Here is a 12,611-nt window from a genome sequence, read left to right as displayed (position 1 = left end):
CCCGCCCCGGGGAGCCGCCCGGCAGCGGTGAACTGGTCGACGCGGTCCGCCGGGCCGGTGCCCGGGAGGTCGTGCTGCTGCCGAACGACGCCGAGCTGCGCCATACGGCCGCCGCGGCCGCCGCCCAGGCCCGCGCCGAGGGCGTACGGGTCGCGGTGATCCCCACCCGCTCCGCCGTCCAGGGCATCGCCGCGCTCGCCGTCCACGAGCCCGGCCGCAGCTTCGACGAGGACGTGGTGGCCATGACCTCGGCCGCGGGCGCCACCCGCTACGCGGAACTGGCCGTCGCCGAGCGCCAGTCCTGGACCATGGCCGGGGTGTGCCAGGCCGGGGACGTCCTGGGCATGATCGACGGCGATGTGGCGGTGATCGGCTCGGAGCTGGCCGCGACCGCCGAGACGGTGCTGGACCGGATGCTGGCCTCGGGCGGCGAGATGGTCACGCTGGTGCTGGGCGCGGGCCTGCCGGACGAGGTCGCCGAGCGGCTGGAGCGGCATGTGCGGGAGGGGCATTTCGCCGTGGACACGGTCGTCTACCACGGTGGTCAGCCCACCGCGCCGCTGATCATAGGCATCGAATGAGACCGGCGGCCGGCCGCTGAATCACCCCGCTCGTCACCCGCTTTGTCACTGCCGTGGTGTGCAATGGACGAGTGCCCGTGCTGGATGAACCACTGAAGAAGGTCCTGGGCGGCAACACCGCGAAGGTGATGGCCGACCATCTCGACCTGCACACCGTCGGCGATCTGCTGCACCACTACCCGCGGCGGTACGCGGAGCGAGGTGAGCTGACCCGGCTGTCCGATCTGCCCCTGGACGAGCATGTGACCGTGGTGGCGCAGGTCGCCGACGCCCGGGTGCACACGTTCAACGGCGGCCGGGGCCGCCGGCTGGAGGTCACCATCACCGACGGCAGCGGCCGTCTCCAGCTCGTCTTCTTCGGCAAGGGGGTGCACAAGCCGCGGGCGGAGCTCCAGCCCGGCACCCGCGCGATGTTCGCCGGGAAGGTCTCGGTCTTCAACCGCAAGCGGCAGTTGGCCCATCCGGAGTTCAAGGCGCTGGGCGCGGAGAGCGGCGCGGAGGCCGTGGAGGCGTTCGCCCATCAGCTCCTGCCGCTGTATCCGGCGTGCAAGCAGATGGAGTCCTGGCAGATCCAGCAGGCCGTCGACACCGTGCTGGGCCCGGCCGGCCACGAGGAGGCCGCGCTGGCCGGGCTCGTCGACCCACTGCCCGACAGCCTCCGCGAGGGCCGGGGGCTGGCCACGCTCCCCGAGGCGCTGCGCAAGATCCACCGACCGGCCACCAAGACCGATATCGCCATGGCCCGGGACCGCCTGAAGTGGGACGAGGCGTTCGTCCTCCAGGTGGCGCTCGCCCGGCGCCGCAGGGCCGAGGCCCAACTGCCCGCGGCGCCCCGCAAGCCTGGCCCGGACGGGCTGCTGACCGCCTTCGACGCCCGGCTGCCGTTCACCCTCACCGACGGCCAGCGCCGGGTCAGCGAGGAGATCTTCGCCGACCTGGCCACCGACCACCCCATGCACCGGCTGCTCCAGGGCGAGGTGGGCTCGGGCAAGACCATGGTCGCGCTGCGCGCGATGCTCGGCGTCGTGGACGCCGGGGGACAGGCGGCGATGCTCGCGCCCACCGAAGTGCTCGCCCAGCAGCACCACCGCTCGATCACCGAGATGATGGGGGAGCTGGCCGAGGGAGGGATGCTCGGGGGCGCGGAGCAGGGCACCAAGGTGGTGCTGCTCACCGGTTCCATGGGCGCCGCGGCCCGCCGTCAGGCGCTGCTGGACCTGGTCACCGGCGAGGCCGGGATCGTGATCGGCACCCATGCCCTGATCGAGGACAAGGTCCAGTTCCACGACCTGGGGCTGGTGGTCGTCGACGAGCAGCACCGCTTCGGGGTCGAGCAGCGCGACGCCCTGCGCTCCAAGGGCAAACAGCCCCCGCATCTGCTGGTGATGACGGCCACCCCGATCCCGCGCACCGTCGCCATGACCGTCTTCGGCGACCTGGAGACCTCCGTCCTGGACCAGTTGCCCTCCGGCCGCTCCCCGATCGCCTCCCATGTGGTGCCCGCCAAGGACAAGCCGCACTTCCTGACCCGCGCCTGGGAGCGGGTGCGCGAGGAGGTGGCCGCCGGGCACCAGGGGTATGTGGTGTGCCCGCGGATCGGGGACGACATCGGCGACGAGGGGGAGACGCCCAAGGGCGCCGCGGGCCCGTCCCCCGAGGACGAGGCCGAGAAGCGCCCGCCGCTGGCCGTCGTCGAGGTCGCCGAGCAGCTCACCAAGGGCCCGCTGAGCGGTCTGCGGGTGGAGGTGCTGCACGGGCGGATGCAGCCCGAGGCCAAGGACGACGTGATGCGCCGCTTCGCCGCGGGCGAGGTGGACGTCCTGGTCGCCACGACCGTCATCGAGGTCGGTGTGAACGTCCCCAACGCCACCGCCATGGTGATCATGGACGCCGACCGGTTCGGCGTCTCCCAGTTGCACCAGTTGCGCGGCCGTGTCGGCCGTGGCTCGGCCGCCGGGCTGTGCCTGCTGGTGACCGACATGCCCGAGGCCGGCCCCGCCCGGGCGCGGCTGGGCGCGGTCGCGGCCACGCTCGACGGCTTCGAGCTGTCCCGGATCGACCTGGAGCAGCGCCGGGAGGGCGATGTGCTCGGCCAGGCCCAGTCCGGGGTCCGCTCCTCGCTGCGGGTCCTCGCCGTCATCGACGACGAGGAGGTCATCGCGGCGGCCCGGGAGGAGGCGACCGCGATCGTCGCCGACGACCCGGAGCTGGCCGGATACCCGGAGCTGCGCACCGCGCTGGACGCCCTGCTGGACAAGGAGCGCGAGGAGTACCTCGACAAGGGCTGAGACAAGGGCCGAAACAAGGGCCGAAACAGGGGCTGGGAGGAGGGCCGGGACGGGCGCCGGGGGTGGGGCCGGACCTCGCGATCGGAGCGCGCGGCCACCGCCCGCCGCCGTACGCCATATCGTGGAGGTGCGGCGGCCCCGCCCGGACGGGCGAGGTGCGCCGCGGCCCCGACCATCGCGAAGGACTGCCAACACCCATGACCCGCGTGATCGCCGGAGCGGCCGGCGGACGCCGCCTGGCCGTGCCGCCGGGAAACGGCACCCGACCCACCTCGGACCGGGCGCGCGAGGGCCTGTTCTCCACCTGGGAGTCGCTGCTCGGCTCGCTGGACGGGGCCCGCGTCCTCGACCTGTACGGCGGCTCCGGCGCGGTCGGCCTGGAGGCGCTGTCCCGTGGCGCCGCCCATGTGCTGCTGGTCGAGTCCGACCCGCGGGCGGCCCGCACGATCCGTCAGAACGTCCGGGCGCTCGGTCTGCCCGGCGCGGAGCTGCGCACCGGCAAGGCGGAACAGACCATCACCGGACAGGCCCCCGTCACCGGCCCGTACGACGTCGTTTTCCTGGACCCGCCCTACGCCGTCACCGACGGCGAACTCCGCGAGATCCTCCTCACACTCCTGGGGAATGGCTGGCTAGCGGCCGACGCGCTGGTCACCGTTGAGCGCAGCACACGAGGTGGGGAGTTCGTGTGGCCTGCCGGATTCGAGGGGCTACGGGCCCGTCGGTACGGCGAGGGCACGCTTTGGTACGGTCGCGCCGCCTCGACGTGCGAGAACGCGTCATGACCGGACCCGAGAGCGAGGAACTTCCGTTGCGCCGCGCAGTCTGTCCGGGGTCGTTCGACCCCGTCACCAATGGACACCTCGACATCATCGGCCGTGCCTCCAAGCTCTATGACGTCGTGCACGTCGCCGTGATGATCAACAAGTCGAAGCAGGGCCTGTTCACGGTGGACGAGCGGATCGATCTCCTCCGCCAGACCACCGAGGAGTACGGGAACGTCAAGGTAGAGGCGTTCCATGGACTTCTGGTCGACTTCTGCAAGCAGCGGGACATCCCCGCGATCGTCAAGGGGCTGCGAGCCGTCAGCGACTTCGACTACGAGCTCCAGATGGCCCAGATGAACAACGGCCTCTCCGGTGTGGAGACGCTGTTCGTGCCCACCAACCCCACCTACAGCTTCCTCTCCTCCAGCCTGGTCAAGGAGGTCGCGGCCTGGGGCGGCGACGTCTCCCACCTGGTCCCCCCGGTGGTGCTGGAATCGCTCTCCGAGCGGCTCGGCCGGAAGTAACGGCTGACGGGACGTCAGCGGCTGTCCGGGAGCGGTCCGCTCGCCGTACAGTCGTCCCGTTCGTTCTCCGTTCCCATCCGCATCCAGACAGTCTGCGAGCACCCACAGTGGACGTGCAGAAGAAGCTCGACGAGATCGTCGATACCGTCGGCGGCGCCCGGTCCATGCCCATGTCGGCCTCGTGCGTGATCAACCGCGCCGAGCTGCTCGCCATGCTCGAAGAGGTGCGCGCGGCACTCCCGGACTCCCTGGCCCACGCCCAGGAGCTGATCGGCGGCCGGGACCAGATGGTGGCGGAGGCCCGCGAGGAGGCCGGGCGGATCATCGAGTCCGCGCACGCCCAGGGCGCCTCGCTGATCTCGGACACGGAGATGGTGCGCAAGTCCCAGGAGGAGGCCGACCGGATCCTCACCGAGGCCCGCCGGGAGGCCGAGGAGATCCGGGCCGAGGCCGACGACTACGTGGACAGCAAGCTGGCCAACTTCGAGGTCGTGCTCACCAAGACCATCGGCTCGGTGGGCCGCGGCCGGGAGAAGCTGCTCGGCCGCGTCCCCGGCGCCGAGGACGGCCTCGAGCAGCCCGACGAGGGCCCGGAGCGCAGCGCCGACCCGGCGACCCTGCGGCAGCGCGCCGACGAGTACGTGGACACCAAGCTGGGGGCCGTCTCGGCGGTCCTCTCCAAGACCCTGGAGGCGGTCGGCCGGGGCCGCCAGAAGCTGCTCGGGGCCCGCCCCGCCGATGAGCTCGGCGCCCATATGGCGGCCCAGGACGAGGCCGGAATGGCCCTGCGGACCACCGACGACGACTATCTGGCGGACCTCGCCCAGTCCCAGGCGGCCGTCGCCCAGCCCGTGGCCCAGCCCGATCAGGCGGCCGCCGACGCCGCGTACTACGCCGCCACGGCGGGCTATCAGCAGCAGCAGGACGCCTACGGCTACCAGCAGCAGGCTTACGTACCGCAGCAGGAGCAGCAGGCGTACGTACCGCAGCAGCAGGACCCGTACGCCATGCAGGGCGGCTATCAGCAGGACGCCTACGCCTGGCAGCAGCAGGCCCAGACCCAGGGCTACGACCCGAACGCGGGCTATGTGCCTCAGCAGCCCCAGCAGCCGCTGGAGCGCCATCAGCAGCAGCAGTCGGGCGCCGCGCTCGACGAGACCAGCCTGTTCGACACGAGCATGATCGACCTCGATCAGCTCCGCCAGTACGAGCAGGGCCGCTAGTAGGTCCCGTCCCCCTCGGGCCGCCGGAACTCCGCCCCCACCGGGCGGATTGGGTCTACGGCGGCCTGTCCAGTATCCTGGCTCTTCGGTCGCGTGTACGTCCGCGATCTCGGCTGCCCGTTTCGTAGCGAATGACCGGGTGGCCCGCCGCAGCGTAGAAAGCAGGAAGCCCTGAACGCCCGCCTCGACCACCGTGCCCCCCTCGTGTTCGACACGCGCGAGCTGGGCCGTCGTCCTGGTGCGCTGAAAAGGATCTCCCGTTCCGTGGCGGCGCCGAAGGACCTCGGTATCGAGGTCATCGGGGTGCCGCAAGGCGCGACCGTCGAGCTGGACCTCCGCCTGGAGTCGGTCATGGAAGGGGTGCTTGTCACAGGCACCGCCCGTGCACCGCTGACGGGGGAGTGCGTAAGGTGTCTGGAGCCGCTGGAGCGAGAGCTCGAAGCGGATTTCCAGGAGATGTACTCCTACCCCGACGCCGACGACCGGAGCCGCGACGCGGATACCGGCGACGACGCCGAGGAGGAGGACAGGCTCTTCCTCGAGGCCGACCTGTTCGACCTCGAGCCCGTGCTGCGTGACGCGGTGGTGCTCGCACTGCCGTTGCAGCCGGTGTGCCGGGAGGACTGCCCGGGGCTGTGTGCCGAATGCGGCGCCCGCCTCGCGGACGACCCCGACCACCACCACGATGCCGCCGACATCCGTTGGGCGGCGCTGCAAGGACTCGCCGAGACCATGAGGGACGGCGAGAAGGACAACGCACCCCGCGAGCGCGGGGATGACCCACAGGAGAAGTAGCCGTGGCTGTTCCGAAGCGGAAGATGTCGCGCAGCAACACGCGCCACCGCCGGTCGCAGTGGAAGGCTGCGGTCCCCACCCTGGTGGCGTGCGAGCGCTGCCACGAGCCGAAGCAGCAGCACATCGCGTGCCCGAGCTGCGGCACCTACAACCGCCGCCAGGTCCTCGAGGTCTGATCGGCGGGTGACAGGCTCTATGTCAGACGCCACTACGCCCCCGCGTAAGCGCGGTGAAGCGGCCCAGGCGGACACGGCCTCGTCTCACACGATCCTGGAAGGGCGGCTCGGGTACCAGCTCGAGTCCGCCCTTCTGGTGCGTGCGCTGACCCACCGCTCCTTCGCGTACGAGAACGGCGGGCTGCCCACCAACGAGCGGCTGGAATTCCTCGGGGATTCCGTGCTCGGCCTGGTGGTCACCGACACGCTGTACCGCATCCACCCCGACCTGCCCGAGGGCCAACTGGCCAAGCTGCGGGCCGCGGTGGTGAACTCGCGCGCGCTCGCCGAAGTGGGCCGTGGTCTGGACCTCGGCGCCTTCATCCGGCTCGGCCGGGGCGAAGAGGGCACCGGGGGCAGGGACAAGGCATCCATCCTCGCCGACACCCTTGAAGCGGTGATCGGCGCGGTCTATCTCGACCAGGGGCTCGACGCTGCCGCTGAGCTGGTGCACCGGCTCTTCGACCCGCTGATCGAGAAGTCCTCGAACCTCGGCGCCGGCCTGGACTGGAAGACCAGCCTCCAGGAGCTGACCGCCACCGAGGGGCTCGGGGTCCCGGAGTACCTGGTCTCCGAGACCGGTCCCGACCACGAGAAGACCTTCACGGCTGCTGCCCGCGTCGGTGGTGTCGCGTACGGCACCGGCACCGGCCGCAGCAAGAAGGAAGCCGAGCAGCAGGCGGCCGAGGCCGCCTGGCGCGCGATTCGCGCGGCTGCCGACGAGGCTCAGGCGAAGGCCAAGGCGGCCGACGCCGGAACCGCCACCACGGCGGCGGACGGCGGAGCCGCCGCCGACACGGCCTCCTCGGCACGCTGATCGGCCCTTCCCCGCCGTACCGTCCGTCACGTCCGTAACACCTCTCACCGCCCCCGCGGCGGACGGCCCGCCGGGCCGTTCCGCCCGGGGGCGGTGAGGGCTCAAGGCCAAGGAGGCCCCCGTTGCCCGAGCTGCCCGAGGTCGAGGTGGTCCGCCGCGGACTGGAGCGCTGGGTCAGCGGCCGTACGGTCGCCGAGGTCCAGGTGCTGCATCCGCGCGCGGTCCGTCGTCACCTCGGCGGCCCGGAGGACTTCGCGGCCCGGCTCAGGGGCCGTCGCACCGGGATCGTCCGCCGCCGCGGCAAGTACCTGTGGCTGCCGTTCGACGATGACGCCGCCGCCGAGGCGGTCCTGGCCCATCTCGGGATGAGCGGGCAGCTCCTGGTCCAGCCGGCCGAGGCCCCCGACGAGAAGCATCTGCGCATCCGGGTCCGCTTCGCCGACGACGCGGGCACCGAGCTGCGCTTCGTCGACCAGCGCACCTTCGGCGGGCTCTCGCTGCACGACACCGTCCCCGGCGATCTGGAGGGGCTGCCGGACGCCATCGCGCATATCGCCCGCGACCCGCTGGACCCCGCCTTCGACGAGGCGGCCTTCCACACCGCGCTGCGCCGCCGCCGCACCACGATCAAGCGCGCCCTGCTGGACCAGTCGCTGATCAGCGGGGTCGGCAACATCTACGCCGACGAGGCGCTGTGGCGCGCCCGGCTGCACTACGACCGGTCGACCGCCACCCTCGCCCGCCCGCGCGCCGCCGAACTCCTCGGCCATGTGCGCGAGGTGATGACCGCGGCGCTGGCCGTCGGCGGCACCAGCTTCGACAGCCTCTATGTCAATGTGAACGGCGAGTCCGGCTACTTCGAGCGCTCCCTGGACGCGTACGGCCGGGAGAACGAGCCGTGCCGCCGCTGCGGCACCGCGATGCGCCGCCGCCCCTGGATGAACCGCTCCAGCTTCTTCTGCCCGCGCTGTCAGCGCCCGCCGCGCCCGGCCATCGCGGCCCGGCCGGCCTCGCGCCCGGCCGCCTCGCCGCTCCCGGCGCGCACCGTGTCGTAGCGCTCCCGCGCCGTCAGCACCTCGGGCATCCGGTCCTCGACCAGATCGATCAGTGCCCGCAGCCGCTCGGCGACCTCGCTGCCGAGCGGGGTCAGCCGGTAGTCCACGCGGGGCGGGTTGGTCGGCTGCGCCTCGCGGTGCACCAGACCGTCGCGCTCCAGCGCGTGCAGGGTTTGCGACAGCATCTTCTCGCTGACGCCGTCGACCCGCCGCCGCAGCTCGTTGAAGCGGAAGGTGCTCTCGTGGAGCGCGGTCAGGATGAGCGCGCCCCATTTTCCGGTGACATGCTCCAGCGTGCCGCGCGAGGGGCAGGCGCGGGCGAACACGTCGAAGGCCAGGTTGTCCGCGTCCGCCGTGGAGGACGCCGCGCCAGTGCGTTCACAGTCCATGCACACACCATACGCGCACTCAGCGCTGACTCCCGGACTGCGCTTTCGCTTAGTGAGTATGCAGCTACGGACGCATGCGAAGCCCGGGGCGTATGCGTACGCCCCGGGCTTGGCGGGTGACGGGCCGCGATCGCCCGCTCAGTGGCTCAGTAGCCGAAGTCCTGGGTCCACCAGGGACCGCCGGTGCCGAAGTGGGTGCCGACGCCCAGGCGCTTGAACGAGCAGTTGAGGATGTTGGCGCGGTGGCCGGAGCTGTTCATCCAGGAGTCCATGACGGCCTGCGCGTCCGACTGGCCGCGGGCGATGTTCTCCCCGCCCAGGTCCAGGATGCCCGCGCTCTCGGCACGGTCCCAGGGGCTGTCGCCGTCGGGGCTGATGTGGTCGAAGAACTGGCGCAGGGACATGTCCTCGCTGAAGTCCTCGGCCAACTGGGCGAGTTTGGGGTCGGCCGTCACCGGGGCGCAGCCGACCTTCCGGCGCTCCTTGTTGACGAGGGTGAGGACCTCGGCCTCCGAGGCGGTCTCGGGACCGGCCGACCCCGCCGGGGGCGCGGGTGCGGTCGGCTCCGTCGTGGGCGTACGGGACGGCTTTCCGTGCCCGTTGCCCTTGGCGCCGCCCTTGCCGTTTCCGCCCTTTCCGCCCTTTCCACCCTTTCCGTTGTTCCCGGAAGGCGCGGAGGACCCCGGCTGCTCCGGCGGTGTGGTGGAAGGGGTGCTGGAGGGCTTGGAGGGGGTCCTGGAGGGAGTTGTGGAGGGTGCGTGAGGACGGTCGTCGCCGCGGCTGGGCGGAACCGAGCTGCGCCCGGTGGGGGCCGCGGACTGCGAGCCCTGCGTCTCCAGGCCCGAGTCCGTGGGACCGCCCGCCTGGACCTGTCCGGCGGAGTCATTGCCCCCGCCCAGTTTGTAGCCGTCTCCCGGAACGAGTCCGGAGGCCATCGCCACCGCGCCGACCGCGACGGCGGCGGACACGCCCAACAGTCCGGTCCGGACCGGAGCGAGGGGGCTCCGGTGCGGTCCCCGGTGGCGGCCTGCGATGGCGTCGTGCGCCACGGCCCCGGGGGCAGATCGTCGATGGCGGCCCATCTCCTGCCTTCCTTGTGTGCTCGGCGTCAAAAGTCGCTCGAAATGTGTCACTCGTGTGCGCGAGCCATGTATCACTCGTGTGGGTGAGTCTCGTTGAGCCGGGACTGTACGCCATTCGGGCCCCAACGCGCGTGCACAGTTGCGAATTAGATGGTTTAGCGCCTGCTCGCGCGTGGGGTTAGCGTGCGCGTATGAACGAGAGAGTCCGCCTCACCGTGTGGGTCCGCGGCCATGTCCAGGGCGTCGGCTTCCGCTGGTACACCCGGGCCAACGCACTGCGTATCGGGGGCCTCGTCGGCTTTGCCTCCAATCTCGCCGACGGGCGGGTGCAGGTGGTCGCGGAGGGCCCGCGCGCGGAATGCGAACAGCTACTCGAATGGCTCCAGGATGGCGACACGCCCGGGAAAGTCGAGGGAATCACCGAGATCTGGGACACACCGCGCGGGGGTTACGGCAGCTTCGAAATCCGTTGATCAACTCACCGGAGGCACCCTCCGCGGCACCCCGCTGACCATGCCTTCCCTGCGCACGGTGAGCAGAAATCGGCTGATGGTTGCCAACGGCGCCGCGCCGTGGAAGGCTGCGGTGTCACGGAAGATCCCCGACCGCCATGGGTCCTCTGGAGAGGGGTGGGCACAGTCCGCCGCCCGTATGCTCTCGACCCCTGCGGCCCCGTCGGCATGTGATCGTGTTGACCCTCAAACCAATTGGTGAGACGCTGGAAGCCCCGCGCACCTTAACTGTTTGCCGCGCAGCACGGTAGTAATTCGGCAGGCAACGCGGGTGCAAATCCCTCACGACCCAGACCGCTTCGGTCGGTCACTCAGTGTGGAGGACCATCCATCATGGCAAAGGCGCTTCTCGGTTACGTCGGCGGTTCCGACCCCCGAGTCCTCGCCGAGATGCGACGGCTTCAGCAGCGCGTCCAGGACCTCGAATCCGAGCTCGTCCGGATTCAGGCCGAGAACGACGCACTGTCCGCCGCCGCTCACTACCACGGCGACTCGCTGCTCGAAAGCATCGACGTATCCCAGGCGGAGCCTGCGCTCGCCTGACCCAGCCCAAGGGCCGGTCGGGCTGCATCGTCAGCCGCTTGAGAATCTTCAAGGGACGCCTCGGCGTCCCTTCGTCGTATCCCCAAGTGGTCTCCGAGCCACCCTTACCGACTGATGTGCCCCTCTCTCCCAGCGGTGAAACCGATCATTGCTGAAACCGAGAAAAAGCCGGGACGGGAGCGCGGCGCCACCGTCACGGGACGGTGCCGGAAGAGGGGTGGCGGGTAGAGTCCAAAGGCGTGCATCTCAAGAGCCTGACCCTGCGAGGGTTCAAATCCTTCGCCTCCGCCACGACGCTCCGGTTCGAGCCGGGTATCACCTGCGTCGTCGGCCCCAACGGTTCGGGCAAGTCCAATGTCGTGGACGCCCTTTCCTGGGTCATGGGCGAACAGGGTGCCAAATCCCTGCGCGGCGGCAAGATGGAGGACGTCATCTTCGCCGGGACCACCGGCCGTCCCCCGCTCGGCCGCGCCGAGGTCTCGCTCACCATCGACAACGCGGATGGCGCGCTGCCCATCGACTACGCCGAAGTCACCATCACGCGGATCATGTTCCGCAACGGCGGCAGCGAGTACCAGCTCAACGGGGACACCTGCCGGCTGCTGGACATCCAGGAACTGCTCTCCGACTCCGGCATCGGCCGCGAGATGCATGTCATCGTCGGGCAGGGCCAGCTCGACGGGGTGCTGCACGCCGACCCGACCGGCCGCCGCGCCTTCATCGAGGAGGCCGCGGGCGTCCTCAAGCACCGCAAGCGCAAGGAGAAGGCGCTGCGGAAGCTGGACGCCATGCAGGCCAACCTCGCCCGCGTCCAGGACCTCACCGACGAGCTGCGCCGCCAGCTCAAGCCGCTCGGCCGGCAGGCCGCGGTGGCCCGGCGGGCCACCGTCATCCAGGCCGATCTGCGCGACGCCCGGCTGCGCCTGCTCGCCGACGACCTGGTGACCCTGCGCGAAGCGCTGCGCGCCGAGATCGCCGACGAGGCCGAGCTCAAGCGCCGTAAGGAGGCCGCGGAGGCCGAGCTGCGGACCGCGCAGCAGCGCGAGGCGGCGCTGGAGGAGCAGGTGCGACGGCTCGCGCCCCGGCTCCGGGACGCCCAGCAGACCTGGTACGAGCTCTCGCAGCTCGCCGAGCGGGTGCGCGGCACGGTCAGCCTGGCGGACGCCCGGGTCAAGAGCGCCACCTCCGCCCCCGGGGAGGAGCGGCGCGGCCGCGACCCGGAGGACATGGAGCGCGAGGCGGCCCGCATCCGGGAGCAGGAGGCCGAACTGGAGGCCGCCCTGGAGGCGGCGAGCCGGGCGCTGGAGGACACCGTGGCGCACCGGGCCGACCTCGAACGCAGCCTGGCCGACGAGGAGCGCCGCCTCAAGGACGTGGCCCGCGCCATCGCCGACCGCCGCGAAGGGCTCGCCCGGCTCCAGGGCCAGGTGAACGCGGCCCGCAGCCGGGCCGGTTCGGCGCGCGCCGAGATCGAGCGGCTGGCCGCGTCCCGCGACGAGGCACAGACCCGGGCGGTCGCCGCACAGGAGGAGTACGAACAGCTCAAGGCGGAGGTCGACGGACTCGACGCGGACGACGCGGAACTGGCGGAGCGCCATGAGGCCGCCAAGCGCGAGCTGGCCGAGGCGGAGTCCGCGCTGAGCGCGGCCCGCGAGGCCGCGACGGCCGCCGAGCGGGAGCGCGCCGCGACCTCCGCCCGCCATGACGCCCTCGCCCTCGGTCTGCGCCGTAAGGACGGCACGGGCGCCCTGCTGGCCGCCGCCGACCGGCTCGGCGGACTCCTGGGCCCCGCCGCCGAACTCCTCACCGTCACTCCCGGC

General features: G+C 71.5%; 13 protein-coding genes and 1 pseudogene. 12 read left to right on the top strand and 2 right to left on the bottom strand.

The features are described from left to right. The 9 genes and pseudogenes from KN815_RS38410 to mutM form a co-directional block, all read left to right on the top strand. Positions 1-581: pseudogene (locus tag KN815_RS38410) on the top strand (DAK2 domain-containing protein); the annotation flags it as partial. Between the two features lie 128 nt (positions 582-709). Beyond that, a complete protein-coding gene (gene recG / locus KN815_RS38405) occupies positions 710-2,869 on the top strand; it encodes an ATP-dependent DNA helicase RecG (protein WP_253209494.1) in 2,160 nt (719 codons plus the stop codon). 197 nt (positions 2,870-3,066) lie between these two features. Beyond that, positions 3,067-3,654 carry a 16S rRNA (guanine(966)-N(2))-methyltransferase RsmD gene (rsmD, locus tag KN815_RS38400; protein WP_216346441.1) on the top strand — a complete coding sequence of 196 codons (588 nt, stop codon included), beginning with the start codon at positions 3,067-3,069 and terminating at the stop codon, positions 3,652-3,654. Next, the gene (gene coaD, locus KN815_RS38395) at positions 3,651-4,160 is read left to right on the top strand and encodes a pantetheine-phosphate adenylyltransferase (protein WP_253209493.1); all 510 of its coding nucleotides are present in this window, start codon (positions 3,651-3,653) and stop codon (positions 4,158-4,160) included. Before rsmD ends, coaD begins: the two co-directional genes overlap by 4 nt. A gap of 107 nt (positions 4,161-4,267) precedes the next feature. Then, the gene (locus KN815_RS38390) at positions 4,268-5,383 is read left to right on the top strand and encodes a F0F1 ATP synthase subunit B family protein (protein WP_216346440.1); all 1,116 of its coding nucleotides are present in this window, start codon (positions 4,268-4,270) and stop codon (positions 5,381-5,383) included. Between the two features lie 204 nt (positions 5,384-5,587). After that, positions 5,588-6,178, top strand: coding sequence for a YceD family protein (locus KN815_RS38385; protein ID WP_253209492.1), 591 nt, complete (start codon positions 5,588-5,590; stop codon positions 6,176-6,178). Positions 6,179-6,180: 2 nt separating this feature from the next. Further along, positions 6,181-6,354, top strand: coding sequence for a 50S ribosomal protein L32 (gene rpmF, locus KN815_RS38380; protein ID WP_009714764.1), 174 nt, complete (start codon positions 6,181-6,183; stop codon positions 6,352-6,354). A gap of 19 nt (positions 6,355-6,373) precedes the next feature. Beyond that, positions 6,374-7,210 (top strand): ribonuclease III, encoded by an 837-nt coding sequence (gene rnc, locus KN815_RS38375; protein WP_216346439.1) that lies wholly within the window; start codon positions 6,374-6,376, stop codon positions 7,208-7,210. A 122-nt stretch (positions 7,211-7,332) separates the two neighbouring features. Beyond that, positions 7,333-8,265 (top strand): bifunctional DNA-formamidopyrimidine glycosylase/DNA-(apurinic or apyrimidinic site) lyase, encoded by a 933-nt coding sequence (gene mutM, locus KN815_RS38370; protein WP_216346438.1) that lies wholly within the window; start codon positions 7,333-7,335, stop codon positions 8,263-8,265. Here mutM and KN815_RS38365 read toward each other — a convergent pair. Further along, positions 8,181-8,654 (bottom strand): winged helix-turn-helix transcriptional regulator, encoded by a 474-nt coding sequence (locus KN815_RS38365; RefSeq protein ID WP_216346437.1) that lies wholly within the window; start codon positions 8,652-8,654, stop codon positions 8,181-8,183. The two genes, mutM and KN815_RS38365, sit on opposite strands and share 85 nt — an antisense overlap. Positions 8,655-8,800: 146 nt before the next feature. Beyond that, complete coding sequence (locus KN815_RS38360) at positions 8,801-9,736, bottom strand: CAP domain-containing protein (protein ID WP_216346436.1); 936 nt, start codon at positions 9,734-9,736, stop codon at positions 8,801-8,803. Between the two features lie 191 nt (positions 9,737-9,927). On the opposite strand from KN815_RS38360, the gene KN815_RS38355 reads away from it, so the two are divergent. From KN815_RS38355 to KN815_RS38345, 3 genes are all read left to right on the top strand, one after another. Beyond that, on the top strand, positions 9,928-10,209 hold the full coding sequence (locus KN815_RS38355) for an acylphosphatase (protein WP_216346435.1): 282 nt from the start codon (positions 9,928-9,930) through the stop codon (positions 10,207-10,209). A 372-nt stretch (positions 10,210-10,581) separates the two neighbouring features. Continuing rightward, positions 10,582-10,791 (top strand): hypothetical protein, encoded by a 210-nt coding sequence (locus KN815_RS38350; RefSeq protein ID WP_014055172.1) that lies wholly within the window; start codon positions 10,582-10,584, stop codon positions 10,789-10,791. A gap of 239 nt (positions 10,792-11,030) precedes the next feature. Further along, a partial coding sequence (locus KN815_RS38345) for a chromosome segregation SMC family protein (protein WP_216346434.1) occupies positions 11,031-12,611 on the top strand: 1,581 nt, incomplete at its 3' end.

It is taken from the genome of Streptomyces niphimycinicus, assembly GCF_018883605.1.
GTDB lineage: Bacteria > Actinomycetota > Actinomycetes > Streptomycetales > Streptomycetaceae > Streptomyces > Streptomyces niphimycinicus.
This window is presented reverse-complemented; position numbering and strand designations above follow the sequence as displayed.